19 protein-coding genes are annotated in these 17,534 nt (G+C 41.9%); 3 read left to right on the top strand and 16 right to left on the bottom strand.

Going from position 1 to position 17,534, the window contains the following annotated elements; genetic code table 11:
- Positions 1–245: 245 nt before the first annotated feature.
- The 3 genes from EBB54_RS00275 to EBB54_RS00265 all read right to left on the bottom strand — a co-directional run bounded on the left by EBB54_RS00275 (position 246) and on the right by EBB54_RS00265 (position 3,731).
- On the bottom strand, positions 246–812 hold the full coding sequence (locus EBB54_RS00275) for a winged helix-turn-helix domain-containing protein (protein ID WP_125125879.1): 567 nt from the start codon (positions 810–812) through the stop codon (positions 246–248).
- 1,073 nt (positions 813–1,885) lie between these two features.
- Positions 1,886–2,410, bottom strand: a complete 525-nt coding sequence (locus EBB54_RS00270) for a flavoprotein (protein ID WP_125125878.1) — start codon at positions 2,408–2,410, stop codon at positions 1,886–1,888.
- Positions 2,411–2,450: 40 nt separating this feature from the next.
- Positions 2,451–3,731, bottom strand: coding sequence for a radical SAM/SPASM domain-containing protein (locus EBB54_RS00265; protein ID WP_125125877.1), 1,281 nt, complete (start codon positions 3,729–3,731; stop codon positions 2,451–2,453).
- Positions 3,732–4,304: 573 nt separating this feature from the next.
- Here EBB54_RS00265 and EBB54_RS00260 point away from each other — a divergent pair.
- Complete coding sequence (locus tag EBB54_RS00260; RefSeq protein WP_125125876.1) at positions 4,305–4,499, top strand: hypothetical protein; 195 nt, start codon at positions 4,305–4,307, stop codon at positions 4,497–4,499.
- Between the two features lie 608 nt (positions 4,500–5,107).
- Positions 5,108–5,419: a hypothetical protein gene (locus EBB54_RS29830; protein ID WP_148099319.1), complete on the top strand. Its 312-nt coding sequence runs from the start codon at positions 5,108–5,110 to the stop codon at positions 5,417–5,419.
- Between the two features lie 573 nt (positions 5,420–5,992).
- On the opposite strand, the gene EBB54_RS00255 is transcribed toward EBB54_RS29830, so the two are convergent.
- The 3 genes from EBB54_RS00255 to EBB54_RS30865 form a co-directional block, all read right to left on the bottom strand.
- Positions 5,993–6,319 carry a helix-turn-helix domain-containing protein gene (locus EBB54_RS00255; RefSeq protein WP_162307038.1) on the bottom strand — a complete coding sequence of 109 codons (327 nt, stop codon included), beginning with the start codon at positions 6,317–6,319 and terminating at the stop codon, positions 5,993–5,995.
- Positions 6,320–6,954: 635 nt separating this feature from the next.
- Complete coding sequence (locus tag EBB54_RS30870) at positions 6,955–7,515, bottom strand: hypothetical protein (protein ID WP_243127447.1); 561 nt, start codon at positions 7,513–7,515, stop codon at positions 6,955–6,957.
- Between the two features lie 27 nt (positions 7,516–7,542).
- Positions 7,543–7,824, bottom strand: coding sequence for a hypothetical protein (locus EBB54_RS30865; protein ID WP_243127446.1), 282 nt, complete (start codon positions 7,822–7,824; stop codon positions 7,543–7,545).
- A gap of 30 nt (positions 7,825–7,854) precedes the next feature.
- Between EBB54_RS30865 and EBB54_RS30860 the strand changes: the two genes are divergently transcribed.
- Positions 7,855–8,238, top strand: coding sequence for a hypothetical protein (locus tag EBB54_RS30860; protein WP_243127445.1), 384 nt, complete (start codon positions 7,855–7,857; stop codon positions 8,236–8,238).
- 682 nt (positions 8,239–8,920) lie between these two features.
- Here EBB54_RS30860 and EBB54_RS29980 read toward each other — a convergent pair.
- The 10 genes from EBB54_RS29980 to EBB54_RS00205 all read right to left on the bottom strand — a co-directional run bounded on the left by EBB54_RS29980 (position 8,921) and on the right by EBB54_RS00205 (position 17,534).
- A complete protein-coding gene (locus EBB54_RS29980; protein ID WP_162307037.1) occupies positions 8,921–9,118 on the bottom strand; it encodes a hypothetical protein in 198 nt (65 codons plus the stop codon).
- Positions 9,119–9,923: 805 nt separating this feature from the next.
- Positions 9,924–10,064, bottom strand: a complete 141-nt coding sequence (locus EBB54_RS29975; RefSeq protein ID WP_154677755.1) for a hypothetical protein — start codon at positions 10,062–10,064, stop codon at positions 9,924–9,926.
- Positions 10,065–10,066: 2 nt separating this feature from the next.
- Complete coding sequence (locus tag EBB54_RS00240) at positions 10,067–11,080, bottom strand: hypothetical protein (RefSeq protein ID WP_125125873.1); 1,014 nt, start codon at positions 11,078–11,080, stop codon at positions 10,067–10,069.
- A gap of 2 nt (positions 11,081–11,082) precedes the next feature.
- The gene (locus tag EBB54_RS00235; RefSeq protein WP_125125872.1) at positions 11,083–12,063 is read right to left on the bottom strand and encodes a hypothetical protein; all 981 of its coding nucleotides are present in this window, start codon (positions 12,061–12,063) and stop codon (positions 11,083–11,085) included.
- Positions 12,064–12,091: 28 nt separating this feature from the next.
- A complete protein-coding gene (locus EBB54_RS00230) occupies positions 12,092–12,577 on the bottom strand; it encodes a hypothetical protein (protein WP_125125871.1) in 486 nt (161 codons plus the stop codon).
- On the bottom strand, positions 12,574–13,617 hold the full coding sequence (locus EBB54_RS00225; RefSeq protein ID WP_125125870.1) for a hypothetical protein: 1,044 nt from the start codon (positions 13,615–13,617) through the stop codon (positions 12,574–12,576). The genes EBB54_RS00230 and EBB54_RS00225 overlap by 4 nt, the downstream gene beginning before the upstream one ends.
- An 11-nt stretch (positions 13,618–13,628) precedes the next feature.
- Entirely contained in the window at positions 13,629–14,216 is a 588-nt protein-coding gene (locus EBB54_RS00220; RefSeq protein ID WP_125125869.1) for a hypothetical protein, read from the bottom strand.
- Positions 14,217–14,253: 37 nt separating this feature from the next.
- On the bottom strand, positions 14,254–15,972 hold the full coding sequence (locus EBB54_RS00215) for a hypothetical protein (protein ID WP_125125868.1): 1,719 nt from the start codon (positions 15,970–15,972) through the stop codon (positions 14,254–14,256).
- A 28-nt stretch (positions 15,973–16,000) separates the two neighbouring features.
- On the bottom strand, positions 16,001–16,546 hold the full coding sequence (locus EBB54_RS00210; RefSeq protein ID WP_125125867.1) for a hypothetical protein: 546 nt from the start codon (positions 16,544–16,546) through the stop codon (positions 16,001–16,003).
- Between the two features lie 46 nt (positions 16,547–16,592).
- Positions 16,593–17,534, bottom strand: coding sequence for a bifunctional lytic transglycosylase/C40 family peptidase (locus tag EBB54_RS00205; RefSeq protein WP_125125866.1), 942 nt, complete (start codon positions 17,532–17,534; stop codon positions 16,593–16,595).

Below are 17,534 nucleotides of genomic sequence, written 5' to 3'. Positions count from 1 at the left end.
CAAAAATCAGGCATCTATTACTTCAAAATTAATACTGTACTAGTTAATTAATCTCCGATGTACTAACACAGTATAGATTCAGTTCACTCTGAATGCCATTTGACAGCTTTGTCATTTCCAGGAGTCATGACTGCGATTCCAGAAAAATCTATACATAATCTATACGCAAGAATAAATATAAGTAAGTGATTTTCCGAAAAGATCCTACTGTAAAGTACCAGATGAGCTATATATAATAAGTCTAATTATGGATCAATTTCATCATTGATATTACGTGGGAAAAATATAATAGCAGTTTCCCATGGATTTGTATTAGAACGAGGCATTGCATGGCTTTCGTAAAATTCTTGTATTCTATTTTTCAATTCTATCGCTTCCTCATTTGTCAAATAAACTATTCCAAAAGAGGTATCACCAATTTGACATGAAGTATCTGTATTTTCCAATAAAGATACATATTGCTTAAAATCATTCCATGTTTCATGTATTAAATAGTCAGAGAGAACTCCTCTCTCGGTTTTTAAATCATCGTGTCTGTCACTTCCGAAATTAACATTAACCGGTCTATGAATATAATATTTTGCTTGAATCCCATGAACCATCTCAATATTATTCAATGCTACAATCCCTAATTTCTCTAGTTTCTTTAAATGATAAGTAACAGCTGATGATGATATACCTAACTTTAATGATATTTGCTTAGACGTCACTGGGATTGCGTAAATATCCATCACCTTAAGTATTCGTTGCCTTTGTGGATTCATATATATATCTATTTGCTCTTTTGTAGTAAGGGTAATCTCCTTTAACATATTCCAAATCGCTCCTTTTGTTTTTATTTATTGTAACATTACATTTTATGTAATGTCAACTTTTTTTTAACAAAAAGATAAAAGTGTGCTTATATCCTTTTTCCAGTCCCGCCTTCCCTTCCTCAGTTTCTTTTTAAGTAGGAAAACATAGCAACCCGTCCCAAAAGACATTATCATCATTTTTACGTGCTTCTAAAAATATAGATAACTTTTCTGTTCCCGGTGCCCTGTAGTGGAAAAAGATTTTGGAACTCCCTGGTTTGCATAAATACATTTTGAGCGAGTCCAATGATAGACCGATTTATAAGTCCTACTATAAAACATAGCTTCTATAGTCCAAAAAGAGTACCTAACACTGTCTTTAACAGTTTCATGAAAAAAACGCTATAAATGCCTGATTTCAAAGCATTACAGCGATGTTTTTTTCCTTTTGCCTTTTTTCTTGTCATTCTTTCGTTACAGGCTAATCGTGTCCCTTCTGACGAGATCACCCTAACTGGGGATGGCAACTGCGTCCATGCTTAAAAAGGAATCTCACATCGTGATTGTCCGTGCTATCATTCTGACCCGAATGCCCATTAGAAATGAGACAGCAGCCTGGGCTGCTATTATTTTGGTTACACCCTGTAAATGCTTTCCTACCAAAATTCTGAGGAATGCATCTGCAGATCCGATTTCCGAGACCACCCTTATTTTGAAAAATATACGTTAGGCAATAGAACAGTTTGAGTAACAACAATCCCCGAATTCAAAAACCTAACAATTTAGTATAATAGTTTTTCTGGCAAATTATTGCGTAGCTTTTGGAACTTGTAAAAATGCCATATTATTTATTGCGTATTATAGACAATTCTTCTATCATATAGTCTCATAAAATATCCGAGACACAAGACTTGAAAAACAATCATCAATTGCATTAATGAAGCTACCTGTTTTCAGAAAAAGTAACGAAAAATGGACTGTTTAGGGCGGCCGCCTTGCGAAACAAAGCGGACATATGACCGTTGATATTACATATTGCGAAAAGCCAGTAGATAAATGTTTATCTCTCTACCTATTTGCTTCAACTATATTTATTTTTTTAGAATCTTAAGCAAATTATCAAATGATGGCATGCATGCGTCGCTGTAAACATCCTCACCGGTACATGCTTCTCTAGCCATTTTACTTTCATTAATAAAAATATGCCCCTTACTTTTTAGGTATTTTATATTATCTTGAAACACAGGATTATTCCACATTAACGGATTCATATTTGCAGCAATATAGACAGGATTTTCATATGCAAGCAATGTACTGGTTAATAAATTATCTGCAATTCCATGAGCCATTTTTGATATTGTGTTTGCGCTTGCAGGAAGTAACAAAAACACAGATGCTGTTTTAGCTAATTCAATATGTAATGGATAACAACTTTTAAATTCCTTATTGTAATAATTATTTATAAAGGTATCCAATCCTTTTGGTTGTACAAAGGCAGTAGCATTTTTTGTCAGAATTAAATCAATATTATAATAATCACTTAAAATACTAACGTAATTTACAAGTGAAATTGCACCTACAGAACCGGTTACACCAAGTATCATTTTTTCTTTCATAAGCACCTCTCTAACTTCTTACCCGTTCGTCATATATAATTTAAAAGAGTTTAAAATACCTTTCTATATATTTTTTAAAAGGCGGACAAGGTTCTTCGTGATGAATTATCTTTTCCAAAGGACAGAATTTCCCGAAACATATTGGTAAAAATTTACAATATTTACATTTTTCAGATGTTTCAAAACCATTATTATTCCAAAGGCAAAGTTTTCGGTTAATACAATTTAATTTTCCATTTTCGAGCTTCCCAACATTATTTACCTCTTCTTCAAAAGCAACTGTGCATTTATAAATATTTCCATCTGATCCAATTACAAAAGAGTTTGGATTTGCAGCATAACAAATCATACCACCAGGCTTATATAGCGATTTATAATAATTAAAATCTATTCCTTTACTTCGGGCGTAATTATAAAATGGAAACAAATGTGATGTATCACATAAATCTATAGTTGATTTTAACTCACCAGTCAAATCAGCTATTGCGACAAGATGAAGTTTAAAACGAGTATCATTACCAAAGTCCATATATATTTTATCTATATATGAGTTTACTGATATTTCAGTTTCTACGCCAATATTTGTCCTCAATATTACGCCAAAATTATCTTTAAAAGATTTCATTATTAATAAATTATTGTATATTTTAGAGAAGGTACCTTCCCCAGACATATCGACTCTTTGATTATCATGAGTTTCTTGACAACCATCTAAAGTAATTTGATAATCGTAGACCCTTGCATTTAATAGAAGTTTAAAATTTTTTTCATTTAGCAAAGTACCATTAGTAGTAATACCAGCATAATAAGTAACATTTTTTTCCTTGCATAATGCAATAATTTCTTTACTCATAGATTCAATAACATCAATAGCTAAAAGAGGTTCCCCTCCAAACCAAGATATATATAAAGCTTTATAGTTTTCTAATTTTTTTTCAAGAAAACTTATCACACTTTTTTGTAAATCTATAGTCATTGAACCTTTAGTAAATTTTTCATAGCAATAAATACAACGTAAATTACATTGTTCTGTCGGCAAAATTATTAAAAATAATTCATTATTATTAATATAATCCAAATAATTTTTTTCAATAATCTTTCTTTCATCAACTTCACAATTTAGAATCATACCTTTGTAAAGTAATTCTTTTTCTTTTTCGGAATTTAGACTTTCAGGTTTATATGCACTGGTATTACAATTAAATAAAGCAATTTCCGGTCCTTCTAATTTTGATATTTGTCCAGTTAATGTATTAAAAATAACTGTGTTATTATTATAATTAAAATAGTAATTATAATATGATTTCTTATACTTACTCATTTTGAAATCCTTTCAAAAAATAGATTAGAAAAAACTATAAGGGGACTTACAATAAAATGTCCCCTTACATTTTCCGTTTTAGCAAATTACATTAGTTCCACGTGTTTCCATTTTTATTTCCTCCTTTGCTTTTTTGGTAGTGTCAAAATCATATTTTAAATCCAGATTATCTCTAGCCAAATTTATGGTCGCATGGGTTATGAATTTTTCTTCTCCTGCTTTTGACTTAATAGACCAAACTTTGCATTAGAATCTCCATCGAGTCTGACTTTGATGTAGGTTTCATAAGCAAAATATAATCTGTTAAAGCAAATGAGATTTTCTTGATTATTTATAATAGATTTTACACTACTTTTGTATTATATGATTGTTTCTTTTTTTTAAAAACCTCTTTTAGTACCTAATTTATGTACTTTAGTTGGTCTACTTCCATACATTAAGAAATGTATTAACAAAATCTGCTTCTCTATGCTAAAATATCTATATATTATTTGGCATAGAGAAGCAGATTTATGTCAATCACAAAGCCTTACAATAAACATACAAATACCTATTACGCATACGAAACAACATATGAATGAGATGATGCCAAGCAAAAGAAAATACAACGCAAACATTATATCGATCAGTTTGACCCGGATACGGGGAAGATCATCCCAAACGGAAAAGAAAGAGCAGGAAATGGATGTGGAAGCTCTGGCATTAAGGCTTTCAAAAATCAAAGAATTTTTGCTTATACTTTTCAAAGAAATTCACAGCATGAGGTAAGAGATCCATCGAAACATTTCTGGCATCAGGTTGGATTCTTAAACTGGCATGCGCCCCCCTGACCCTGAAATCCAATTGGAGAAACACATATAGCAAGATTACGCTCATATCGGATATGGATCTCCCGTAAGGAGAGAAAAATCACCAGCATCTTCTGAAAAAAGCCACATCATCAAATGCAAGGACACGGTATGCAATCCTTCTTACCGCAGATGAGAGCAAACAAAAAACCGTGCCCATTTACAGTGAGATTGCGGCTACATCAGGTGCGTCTATCCCAACGATCATTGATACATAAAAAATACTGCCGGGAGGGGCTTGCTGCCGTTAGAACCCGAAAGAAACCCGAATTCTGACACAGCACGACTCAAAGCGACACGCGACATTGAGGCTAAGATCATTGCCAGGACATGCATGCCTCCGTCTGAGGGCTATGCCTGCTAGACAGTTACTTTGCTGGCGTAGCAATGTGAGGTTATCATGGAAGAGCTTTTAAGCCGCGCAACAATCGGAAGGATCATGCAAGCGCAACAAAATCCGGCCCCGTCTGAGACAACTACTGGTGTATTTCTATTTCACCAAAAGAGAATGCAGAGTTTGTAGCACATATGGAAGACATATTGGACGTTCACCGGCTTCCCTACAATCCTTTCTGCCCCGTATGGTGCATGGATGAAAAACTTTATCATATCCTCGGAGACAGCAGGGAGTCCCTACCGATGCGTCCGGGAGCAGAGGTAGAGCCGGAGGCAGAGAGAGTCAGTCTTGTCATGGATAACCTAAACACGCATTCTACCGCATCCCTTTATAGACATTCCCTCCTGAGGAAGAGCGTCGGATTACCAAAAAACTGGAAGTCCACTATACTTCGAAACATGGAAGCTGGCTGGATATTGCTGAAACAGGGATTAACATTATGACCAGAGAATGTCTTGACCGTAGGATACCCAGTATAGGGGAACTGCGCCTGGAACTAAAAGCATGGAATGACTCCTATGATAAGACCCCATCTCCCATCAACTGGCAATTTACGGCCTAGGATTCGAGAATCAGGCTGAAAAAGTTATATCCCGATATTGATAAATTCCGTGAGGAGCGTGAGAAACGGCGAAAACTCAAAGATGCCGGATGGCCATTATACTATGGAGCAAGAAATTTGTCCCATAGAATAACTGGATGTGCACAGCCGCATAAGGAATTATGCTACTGTGTAGTTGGCGCTATATCTTTAGCAATTTTCAATAAAAAATGATTAAGATGAAAGAGAGATATCTGGGGAATCGTTATATATTTCTTCTGTGAAACTCTTCAAAATAATACAAAGACCTTCCATATCCGTTACAAAACAAAACGATTCCCCAAAGTATTTACATAAATTTAACTTTATTTATATCTGTTCCTTAAATATTTATTAATAGTACCTAACCCGGATAAACCAGAAAAGCACGATACGAGAATTTTACCATTTTGCACAAGAAATTGTTCGTAAACGCCTAAAAAATTGCAAGCTGGCATATAGCATTAAATATTTTCACTACCTCCGCAATTTTCTCATCTGGAAATTGTTTCAGGATATAATCTATTTCTGATTTAGAATCGTATTCAACAACCCCATAAAGAATATAATCGCAACTAATACCTAATCCTTCAGCTAACATACATAATGTATGTGCAGAAAATCCTTTATTTCCAACTTCTATTTCATATAGAAACTTAGTGGATATATTTGCTATCTCCGCAAGTTGCTCTCTTGTATATCCTCTATTTTCTCTTAATTCCCTTATTCTATTTCCAGCCTGTACATATAAATCTTGAGTCACTCTCACTCCTCCTCATCTTCTGATGCTAATAGCAGATCTATTATATAAATCATTTATCTGTTTAGTAATAAATCGAAATCTTCATATCTATAGTGAATATTATTAAAATGAATATATAAACATTAATATTAAACTATGAAGAAAAGACTATGTATTTTTCTTTTGTATCAATTTTTTTCTTACATTACTCTATAATACAGAAATCTTAATTTTCTATAAATCCATCGTCACATCCCTCCCTTTTACTTTGATAGGCTCTCGGAATCTCAAAGCCTTATTTTATGTGACTTCCGAGAGGCGTTTTTTATAAATTCCCCCACTTTTTTCAAAAAAACTATTGACAAATCGCCTCAAAAATGCGGCGCTTCGCGCCCCTTGATTAACAAGGTAATTCGTTCCGGCGCAACCGGTACAAATTTTTTGATTGGGGCGATTTATTGAAACCTTTTAATCCTGGCGGCCATGCCGCCTATCAGGAACGTGTCCTGACTCAGTTGCGTAAATATTATCCGGATGCTATTTCCTCTCTCCCTGCCTCTACATGGGATATCATGGAAAAATTCTGGGCTCTTGACCTCTCGGAGCTGGATTCCCTCATGCAAGGCCGCTATTCTGTTTTCGGTCCTGCACCCAGACTACCTTCCGATATGCTCCGTTCCATCCTTCTTTCCGTCGAGTTCAAGGCCTCTTCCTATACGAAGTGGGCTGCCGACCTCAAGGAAAACCATCTCCATGCCATCCTTTCCGGCTTCTTCATCGGGGATACCCCCGGTACCGGCACTTTTTACGATTTCCTGGGACGTCTGTGGCTCTCTGACAAGGATAACCTTTCCGATCCCATCCATCCCCCAAAGGAAAAGCCCAAAAAGCCGGATAAGAAGGGCGACAAAGCTCCTACTGTTGAAAAAGTCACTGTCAAAGACCTTTTTCAGCAGTTCGAGGAGCATCCTCCCACTGACATGGAACCCTGCAAACTCCTCTACGAAATTTTTAAGGTGCTTTTTCTTGAACATTCCGTACAGGATGGGTTGGTTGACCTGCTCAGCCTTTCCCTTGCCGGTGATGGCACCCCTGTTTATACCGCTGCACAGGAACGGAAAAAACGCACCTGTGACTGTCTGGAAAAGGGTATCCATGACTGCATGTGCAACCGCATTTACAGCCAACCCGACTGTAACATCGGTTGGGATTCCCATCGGGACTGCTATTACTTTGGCTATGATTTATACATGCTTACTGCCGCCGATTCGGAAAATGACCTCCCGATCTTCCCTTTCCTCAGCCCCGCTTCCCGGCATGATTCCATCGGTTTCCTTTATAACTGGTTTTCCATGAAACGGTTCCTGCCAGAAGCCGTTGTTACAAAACTCCTGCTGGATTCCGCCCATGATGCAATGCCTTACTACGAATACTGCCGCGATCATGGCACCGTTCCTTTTATTGACCTGAATGCTGACAGAGGACGGCCTCCTGTCTATAAAGATGATTTTACCATCAACAATCACGGCGTACCCATATGTCGGGAAGGCCATGTCATGCGCAGGGACGGTACGGAATCTGCAAAAGGCAGGACAAAATTTAAATGCCCTAAGATCAGCTTTGCCGGGGGCAACGTTACCTGTACTTGTGAAAATCCATGTTCAACTGCAAAATATGGCAGAACCGTCCATCTCGTTTTGAAAGACAACCCAAGGCTTTTTAATGACCCTCCCCGCAGCAGCAAGGAGTGGAAACTGGAGTACAATGCAAGGACTTCTGCTGAACGCTGTAACAAACGTGAGAAAGTAGACTATAAATTAGAAGACGGCAGATACCGCTCCTCTAAGATGTGGTACTGCCGCCTGTTTGCCATCATGATGTGTCAGCATCTTGATGCATGGGATTTGCCAAAGACGCCCCGTCTAAAAGATGTACTTTGAACAATCCGCTTAACTGAATAAGCAATACCATTATAAACCCTGTCTGGCGCATGGTCTAGCAAACTGCGCCCTTTTTCTCAAAATTTATTTCAGCAATTCTATTTTGGACAATATTTACTTTTCAATGTTCAGTTAGACACCGAGTTTTGGTCGTCAGGCTTAAGATTCCGAGAGCCTATTTTGTCTGCTCTCGGAAAGTCAAAGTCCTTATTTTTCAAGGCTTCTACCATTTCCAAAATCACTTCATTACCTCTATTTTTCGCTATCATTTTGTAACATTTTCCTCCACATAACATCTTTCTTCTTGAAAAAACATGTTACTATTCACAGTCATTTCACTCACATGCGCAAAAACAGTCGGCAAAGCCGTCTGCCGATGCTTCGCATCTTGATTTTTTGCTTATGTGGGTGAAGTGACTGATTCCAGTCAGATAAAAACTGTCAATCGGCTTCTTACAAGCTTCGCTTGAAGAATCCGACTGCCATTTTTTATCCGACTGTGAATAGTAACAAAAACATTTTATTTTTTTCATAAAACTCTTGACATACATGCTAAAATGTGCTTTTGGGGAAATGCCCCGGTCAAAGACGCGCATAAATACCGATGTCCTTTAAAATGCGGCCGTATTAAGGCATGCCCTCACGCCGCCGAATGCTCTCCTGGCAGCTATGGACGCACGGTCTACATAAAGAATAAAGGAGACGTTTCCAGCCGCGTATCCCCAGGGATTCCCAGCAATATAAGGATCTTTACAAGGAGCGTACCGCCTGTGAACGCGTCAACGACCGCGTTCTCAATGACTATTTCCTGCAGAGCATGAAAATACGCGGCAAGGATCATTTCTCCTTCTGGGGTATGCTCATTGACATGTGTATACACCTTGATGCCAGATATAAAGCGGCACACTTGTACGCTGCCTGATCTATTATAAATGCCATAAACAAACCTTCTGCTTATCCTGTTAAAAAACTTATTTCTAACAGGCTTACTACTCTATGCCCTTTTTTCAGAACGGTTCTCCTCAATAATTTTAAAATGGTCAGTTTTCTCTCCACTTGCTGAACTCTTTCATACTGCTTTATTTTCTATTGTGGTTTCAGCGACTTTCCGAGACCACTCACCTTATAATACTGGTGCAAGCCTATATACTAAAGTATTCACTTCATTTAGTAGCAAGATAGAATTTCTAAGTTTCTATTCTTTCAATAAATATAAAAGTCTCATATGTTCCAATATTTGGAACTCTTGTGTGTATAACCACTAATTCATTTGCAATTTTTCTATATATTCTAATATCGTGTCTAAACTTCTTCATATTTTTATATCATTTTCAATTCAAAAACTCTAACTCAGCATTTTCTATATTTCTTTCATAATATACTAATTATAAACATAAAACCCCGCATAATAATTTCCCATCAGACCAAGTTGGCTTCAATCAATGATGTTATCAGTATCGCATTCTACAGCTTTACCAATTGAAAATTATTCTGCGGAGTTTTTGCAGTTATAATTCGGACAGTATATCAGTTGTGCTATATTTATATCCACATTGAATCAAATTTAGCCTTCCTTAATTATGGAAATATTATTTTACAAAAGATAGCACACCTAATATACTCTTGTATATATATCTTGTCTAAAATGCACTTTTTTCTTTCTCGTTAGTCAATGTTATATATTTCTACCTCCTCTTCCACCACTCATAACCCCAATACCCAATCACCACCATCCCCACTATTTTCACCGCCACCCCATACTTCACAAGCTCCAAAAATACCGCCGTCACCAAAATCGCCGCCGCAATCTTCTCTTTCTTCCTCATATTCAGAAAAACCTGTATGCCAGCTGGGATGAGACGCTCCCCGGCAGTCTCATGGTTCCGGCCGTTCCCTGTTTCAGTGATGTAACCCTGATCAGGCTCTGCATGATATCATAATTCACGCTTTTCAGGGATCCTTCCGCCGTATAGTAAACCTGTTCCAGCATCTGCTCCGGAAATACATTGCAGATCATCGTGCTGATCTTCCGGAAATCATCCACATCCTCGCATACGGCCACAAGCTGTACCTGACAGGACTCCTTTTCATGGATCTGTTCCATGTATGCACGCAGGCCATATACCTTTCTGGAAAGATACCGTTCCCATTCTTCCTTTGTAAACCGTTTAACATCTACCCGGGTGAAGAGAGGCTCAATGATCGTAACAAACCGTTTCCCCTCAATCTCATGGGTCAGCTTGGAATTGAAGGTCAGCCGCCCTTCCCCATCCCGGTAATCCGGCATAAAATCAAAAGCTTTTAGGTATGGGCTTTTCAGAAATTCAGAGCTTACCAAGGAAGCGGCAGCCCGTTCCAGAACCTCGATGGGCGGTATCAGATCCTTCTCCGGCCTTGCGTCTGTATTCATTTTTAAAGACTGGTATATGACCTTCGAAAATTCCGGTGTGGTGGAATACAATACGATGTTATTCCCATTGAGCTGATACACAAATCTGCGGAGCATCCCCATACCGCACATCTTTTTGATCCTGCTGAGGAGCGCTTCCCGGTCTATATTCTTCGGCACATTTTTCTGGGGCCAGAAGCTGCCGAGCACTTTGACCGTCGCCGCAACTACCTTGGGAATCGTATAGCGGTATAGTGAAACCGCATATCCTATGTACAGATCGGACAGCACAAACTGTTCCGCATGATAATAGCATGCTATCTTATCCAGCGAATTCCTCCTGTCCGATTCCGGCACACTGATCTCCATTTCCGGAATATAGGCAAAGAGTACCTTGTCCCCCATTGTCGCTACAATATCACGGGCCGCACGGCCCTCTGTCGTTCCTCCCATGCTTACACCTCCATATCAGCATATTCTTCTTCCCCGGAGTTCCCTTCGGCATCTTCCCTGGCAATCTGCTCCAAGGACAATGCCTGAAAGACTCTTGCCTTCAATGACCGTTCCTCTGCATTGATATAATAGATGGTCCCCATATATTCCATCCCCGGCACAATTGCAAAATCATGTCTCTGTGACGGATATTCTGCAAAAACCTGAATATCATCCAAGCCATTGATCTCTCCGAACCAGTGATTTTCCCTTTTGGAAAGGCACCTGATCTTCACGATATCCCCTTTATGATATTTTTCTTCCAGTTCCTTGCTCTCCCATGGATCCTGTACCAGTTCCTTCCTGGAGCAGGAATAATAATACATCCCGTTCTTCCGCTCTACCCGTTCCAGCACAATAACATCTACAACATCTCCATAAATGGCTTTCCCCCGGAGGGTTTCCGTAAAGGTCTTCTTCCAGTTGCCGATATAGATAAATGCAGGGATCCCGACTCCGCACAGATCCAGCCATACGCCGGTATCCACATTTTCCCCTTTCACATTTTTCGTCTGAATCCGCAGCACCTTGCCCTTTACGATCAGCGGTGTTTTTTCTTTTGATGAAAGATATTTCTGCAGTTCTTTCTCTATCTCAGGCCGTTTTTCCAATCTGGCTGCCTGATGGCTCACATACACGATCTTTCCGGCGGATTCGATCCCTGTCACCTTCACGCAGTACACGTCGTCCAACTTCTGTGCCCGGAAGCGCAGGTCATAGGGCTTCCCATTGATCTGATCCGCAGGCATGATGACCGTAATATCCTCATCCACCAGCAAAAGATCTCCTGTAACCGAATCTACCCTTGTAAACGACAGCATCATATATTCCCCGGTCTGATAGGCCGTATCATATTTTTTCAGATGTCCGCTGTTTTCCGGTGCATTCTCCCGGCCGCCCGCATTTCCTATAAATAATTCCATAATATTCTGTAATTTTTCCATATATCCTCCTACTTTTTAAAGTTCCTTTTTATAAAAACATACTCACCAGTTTCGCGATTCCAAATGTAAAAATAATACACAGCACGGGGATTGTCACTACAAACAGCGTAATCGCGAACCTGCGCAGCTTCTTATTCAGCTTCGCCGTCACGGCAATAAAAATCCCAACGATAAGAGAAAGCACGCCGATCAGCAGCGACCACGCCTTGATACTCACCAGATGCCTGTAAAATGTATTTGCAATGCTGCGCAGGATTCGTTCCGTCAGCGGCCCCTTGATCTCAATCTCATCCGTGGTTTCTAAACTCGCGAAACCATCCTCCCAGTTCTCCCGCATACTTTCCTGCAGGGAGTCATAAATATCATCCTGCTCCGCCGGATTTCCCTGCTCTGTTCCTGCGGCATATACCAACATGCTTCCCCCTTCAAAACCACTAAGCAGACAAATCAATGCCAGTCCTGCCTGGATACTAAGAATCAGCGCAAAAAACCTGATACACCAAAATCGCTTCATTTGCTCCCCCTTCCTTCCAGCAGTCCCAGAATATCCTCTATCTCTTCCGCACTGCCTTCATCGCAGATGTTCCCTGTTCTCCCCATGTTTTTTGCTGGAACGTCGGCTCGCTGTTCCTGTGCTTCCTCTGCCGCCTGCTTTTCAGATCCCCTTCTGGATACAGGATTCTTCTTTTCCTCCGTCTGAATCCATATATTCCCTGCCCTTCCCGCCTGGAAAGCTGATTCCAATTCCGTCAATACGTCTTTCCCGCGGGCAAGACACAGGATGACGATTTTCAGAGCCTTTCCCATCCCCTGATCTCTGAACGTGCAGTCTACCCCGGCGTATACCTCCTGACTGCTGTCTGCTGAAACCAGGACAATGGTATCTTCTGCCAAAGAATATACGTTCCCCAAATCCAGCCTCTTTATCTTTTCACAGAGACGCAGCATCTCTTCTTCCATCCGTTGCGCTCCCTTCGCCCGAACCGCTTCCCTGAATTGATTCCACCGAAAACCGCATACGATCATCAGGTGTCCCTGCTCCTGTATCCTCCCTGTCACCTGCCTGAAATAGGTTTTTCCCGGCAGATTCATTTCTGCATCAAGATATTTGTTGTATACCAACATTCTTTCATCCAATGAATGCTGTACAAAAAATGCCAGTAGATGTCCTGTCTTTAATATCTCCCTGTCCGGGCTGATCTTTTCTTTCCCGATACTCTCCATAATCCAAAGCCCCGCCGTCTCCCCTTTACGAACCATGAGCGGGATTACCCTGTGGCTGCAGACACTGTTTCGCACCGCGGAAAAGAAAAAGAGTCCCCTCTCACATTCTTTGAAATCTTTTCCCGCAGCTTTGACCAGAAAATCCGTCTCATCCGGATTCCGAAGGGTGGACGCGGCCAGTTTCCAACCGCACTCCCCGTCTCTGGCAAGGATCGTGTGCTCCCTGCCTGTATACCAGTTCGCAAGTAGGACCACCGCTTCTGAAAAAAATTCCCTCCCGCTGCTGTCATACAGCTCCATGAATTCCCCATATATTTTTTCCAATGCCATTTCCCACACTCCTACAGGTTTGCCACCTGTTCGATCACATCATCTATATACTGTATTTCCATGCCTTTAAAGATTCGGTTCAACAGATAATAGCGTTTTACATGGTATTCTTCCGCCACCTCCGCAATCGTTTTTCTTCCAAAAGCAATCTCAAGATACCCATACAGGCTGTGCAGATAACCCACGTTATAATTTAGGCGGAATCCCAGCTCCCCGCTGGAGCGTTCCAGCATTTTCCGATAGGTAGGCATCACAAGCTGCTTCCCCTGTTTGTTCACACACAGCCAGTCATCCAGCACTTCCTCGCTGGTCCCGCACACCGGAATACGCTGCAGGGCATACCAAGCCATTTCCTTACGGCCTTCCTCGCTCAATTCTATTCTCTCGCCCGCATACATGATCCGGGGAAGCAGCTTGATCCTGCCGTCCTCCCAGAAATATAGGTCACTGAGCTGCATATCCAGAATATCCTGTATCTGTAGCACCGTGTGCAGCTGGAGAAAAAAAGCAGGGTAGGCTCCTGTGTTATATGTTTTTACATGTTGTTCCAGTTTCTCCAGATCGTCCAAAATCATCTCGATTGATGGTGTTTCTACCATGCATCTTGCTCCTTTCCTTTTATTTCGGGCTCTTTTCTCACAACTGTATAAAAGAAATCTGCCCTTCTGCGCCACTTTCTGCCAGATAGCTGCAGGAGCCATCTACCATCCCGGCAATGGCTTCCGCAGAGAAAATCCCCTCCCCTGCTTCCCTGGTCTTTAGATACAGGCTGCTCCCTTTTTCTTCTTCCAGCCTGGCGATCCGGGCTACTTCCTCCCCGGTAAATATCTTGCCAAAATAGGAATCCGGCTGTTCTTGCGCCTTCCCCTCCTCTGCCGCAGTCGGCCTGCCCTCTTCCACCGTCACGCTGCCGGCAGTTCCTTCCCCGGGAATCTGCTGCGGTTCTGAAGGTTCCGGAGGTGCCGCTGCCTGGACTGCGGCCTGTCCTGCCTGGACCTCTGCCGGCTGGCCGGCTGCGGCTGGTATATCCACAGCCGTCGGTTCCTTCGCCTCCTGCATCCTTTGTCCCTTTTCTTCCGTATCTGTCGGTTTCTCCGCTTTTTTTGCATTAGTTCCGGTCTCTGTTCTATTTTCCTCATCTCTATTTTCTTTCCTTCCGTATGGTTCCCCCTCCGTCCTGTTCCCTGTTTCCGAATTCCGCCATACGCCTTTCCCCGCATCTCCCTCTGTAAGGTGTGAAATGACTGGAATACTGGTTTCTTTTTCTCTTTGCTCATAATATAAGAAAAAACCAAATAATATCGTTGCTGCCAGAAAAATCATCGCCCCTGAGAAAAGCAGGATCTTAAGCATCAGGCTCCACCTGGCTTTTGCTTTTATGTCTGCTTTTTTACTGCCTTTCCTGTCATATTCTTTTTTCTCTTCTCTCTCTGGTTGGTACTCCGGCTCTTCTTTCTTCACCGACTCATACCCAAAGGGAATCCCCAGTTCTTTCTCCCCCGTGCCAAATCCCAAAAGATCCGATATATCTTCGTCGATCAGATCTGCCACCGCATGACACTGTGCCTGCCCCGGTTCCTGCTCTTCATCTGCCCTCATTGCCGGGATCTGCGGCATCACTTCCTTTTCCGTCTCTTTTATTTTCATTTCTTTTGTAGTAAAGGAGTTTTTTATCCCAAAGCGCCATCGTTTCTTTTTCTCCCGGAGCATGACCATCTCCTGAAATATCGCATCAGAAGCTAATGCGGCCCTCACCCGCTCTGAGAACTGCCGGGTCAGATCTATGTTCTCTATTGTTTTCAGAATTTCTGCGGCATACCGGTATTTTTTCCGGATTTCCTCCTCATTCTTTGATTCCTCGATATAAGCAAGATATCCCTGCACCCGTTCCTCATCGACCACATCCAGGGCGGACATGGCATCCGCCGCCGTTGTGATCTGGTAGTATGTGCGGCATTCCCGGCGTGTCCGGGGATACAGAATCCGCTTGAAAATATTTTCCGCAGTAGCGTCCTCCTCATATAGCGCATTCAGGATTCCTGCCGTATAAAGTACTTTCATATACTGGTTTGCCCGATGTGACTTATTGATAGAAATGATGATATTCAAGTGGTAGTCATCCATCAGCTCTGCCAGTTCTTCCGCCGCATATGGATAATTGCTCTGCATCGCCTCCTGCAATATCAGGATGCGGAACTCCGGATGCTCACTGATATACTGCCGGATTCCTTCCTTGCGGTATCTGCTGACACAGACCGCCTCATACCCCAGTTCCCCGGCCTTTTCAGCCAATGCGCTTCGAAGCGCATTGCCGGCTTCATTGGACAGGCCGCACAGTATATATAGCTTTTCCATTTTTTTCTGCTCCTGCATCTCTTCTCCTTTACTGCTCCATCGTATCCAATACGGCACATTCGCTGACCTTCCATCCGTCCTCATCTTCCACAACCACAAGCTTTAAGATCTGTCTGACCCCATAATCTCCCGTACCTGACAGTTGATACCAGACCTCTGCCATTGCTTCGATCTTCCCTTTGGCAGTGGGCCGGAAATAGCAGGTTATCTCTTTCAACCGGGAAACCATCTGCCTTACTGGAATATTTTCCTCTTCTGCATCCTGCAGCGGAACAAGCTGCTCATATGCCTTGTCTGTCATATATCGGTCCGCGCCTTCGTAGAACATCCGCTCTCTGGTATCATAGGTATACAGAATTTCCGCAAATGCACGAAGTGTTTCCTCCGCAGACAGCTTTGCTTCCGTCTCACTTTCTTCCGTAAGTTCTCGTTCCTCTACGGAAACCCGTTCTGATCCATCCTGCGGCTCATGATCGAAACGTGAAAATATGCTTCCCGTTAAAATAAGCAGCGCGATCACCACCGCCATATATATAGAAATAAAAATCTTTTTCTGCCCGTTTGTCATTATCATTCTCTGCCTTTCTTTTCAATACACGAAAAGCCGTGCCTCCTGGCTTTTACCTGCGTCCAAAACATACGAAATGTTCCCTGTAATATCCGGAAAGCATGCTGAACTGGCAGCAAGACCCTCCCGCATGGAAAAACTGTCCGTTTCCCGTATATACCCCTACATGTGTGATATAACAGCCTGCGTCATATGTCCCGGTAAAAAATATCAGATCTCCCGGCCTGGCCTGCGCTTCGCTGACATGAGTTACCGAATCATACTGGGCCTGTGCTGTCCGCGGCAGCGAAATTCCGATCACCTGGTACAATTTCCTTGACATAGCCGAACAATCAATTCCTGACTTGGAATCACCGCCAAATACATACGGCACATTCTCATATTCCTTCATCATCGTGTACATGGCATCATAATTTTCTACCGTGCCTCCCAGTGCTGACATATGCATATGCGAACGGACATGTTCTACATATTTCACATCGCCGTAGCTGCTCCAGCCCATCCTCGCAGCCATCATGCCGGAGAAGGAGCGGGCAGCCTCTTCCGAATGCTTTCCCCCGTAATGATCCCGTACGTAATTTATGTATCCGCCGCCAAAATTGTAGGACTGAAGGGCAGTATCAATGTCTGTCCCCGCGGCCTTTCCCTGCTCCACAAGGGCCGCAAAATATCGGATTCCCTGCTCCAGGCTCGCCAGCGGATTCGTAATACTGTTTGGCGGCGCTCCGGCGCTTTCCGAACATTGCAGGATATCCGGATACCGGTCGGCGTCACCGCCGGATTCCTGTGCGATCATGGCCAGCAGGAGCTCCACGTATTCCCCAATTCCATATTTTTGCGTATACTCCTGCACATACGGGCGCCACTTCTCTACCAGTGGGGACACATTGGCCGTCCCGTATGACTGCTCCTCTGCAAAGTCACAGCCTACAGCCTGCAGGGCCAGAATCACTGCCAGAAGGAAACACTTTATTTTTTTCTTCTTTTTTATCAT

The organism is Schaedlerella arabinosiphila (assembly GCF_003885045.1).
Classification (GTDB): Bacteria; Bacillota; Clostridia; order Lachnospirales; family Lachnospiraceae; genus Schaedlerella; species Schaedlerella arabinosiphila.
This window is presented reverse-complemented; position numbering and strand designations above follow the sequence as displayed.

Bases quoted from the DNA above. Each gene is read 5' to 3' on its own strand.
- EBB54_RS00270 (WP_125125878.1), bottom strand. From the start codon at position 2,410: ATGAAAGAAAAAATGATACTTGGTGTAACCGGTTCTGTAGGTGCAATT.
- EBB54_RS00235 (WP_125125872.1), bottom strand. From the start codon at position 12,063: ATGGAAAAATTACAGAATATTATGGAATTATTTATAGGAAATGCGGGC.
- EBB54_RS00205 (WP_125125866.1), bottom strand. From the start codon at position 17,534: ATGATAAAAAAGAAGAAAAAAATAAAGTGTTTCCTTCTGGCAGTGATT.
- EBB54_RS29830 (WP_148099319.1), top strand. From the start codon at position 5,108: ATGGAAGACATATTGGACGTTCACCGGCTTCCCTACAATCCTTTCTGC.
- EBB54_RS00210 (WP_125125867.1), bottom strand. From the start codon at position 16,546: ATGATAATGACAAACGGGCAGAAAAAGATTTTTATTTCTATATATATG.
- EBB54_RS00225 (WP_125125870.1), bottom strand. From the start codon at position 13,617: ATGGCATTGGAAAAAATATATGGGGAATTCATGGAGCTGTATGACAGC.
- EBB54_RS00260 (WP_125125876.1), top strand. From the start codon at position 4,305: ATGAATGAGATGATGCCAAGCAAAAGAAAATACAACGCAAACATTATA.
- EBB54_RS00265 (WP_125125877.1), bottom strand. From the start codon at position 3,731: ATGAGTAAGTATAAGAAATCATATTATAATTACTATTTTAATTATAAT.
- EBB54_RS29975 (WP_154677755.1), bottom strand. From the start codon at position 10,064: ATGAGGAAGAAAGAGAAGATTGCGGCGGCGATTTTGGTGACGGCGGTA.
- EBB54_RS00275 (WP_125125879.1), bottom strand. From the start codon at position 812: ATGTTAAAGGAGATTACCCTTACTACAAAAGAGCAAATAGATATATAT.
- EBB54_RS30870 (WP_243127447.1), bottom strand. From the start codon at position 7,515: ATGGGAATCCCAACCGATGTTACAGTCGGGTTGGCTGTAAATGCGGTT.
- EBB54_RS00240 (WP_125125873.1), bottom strand. From the start codon at position 11,080: ATGGGAGGAACGACAGAGGGCCGTGCGGCCCGTGATATTGTAGCGACA.
- EBB54_RS30860 (WP_243127445.1), top strand. From the start codon at position 7,855: ATGCGCAGGGACGGTACGGAATCTGCAAAAGGCAGGACAAAATTTAAA.
- EBB54_RS00215 (WP_125125868.1), bottom strand. From the start codon at position 15,972: ATGGAAAAGCTATATATACTGTGCGGCCTGTCCAATGAAGCCGGCAAT.
- EBB54_RS00230 (WP_125125871.1), bottom strand. From the start codon at position 12,577: ATGAAGCGATTTTGGTGTATCAGGTTTTTTGCGCTGATTCTTAGTATC.
- EBB54_RS00220 (WP_125125869.1), bottom strand. From the start codon at position 14,216: ATGGTAGAAACACCATCAATCGAGATGATTTTGGACGATCTGGAGAAA.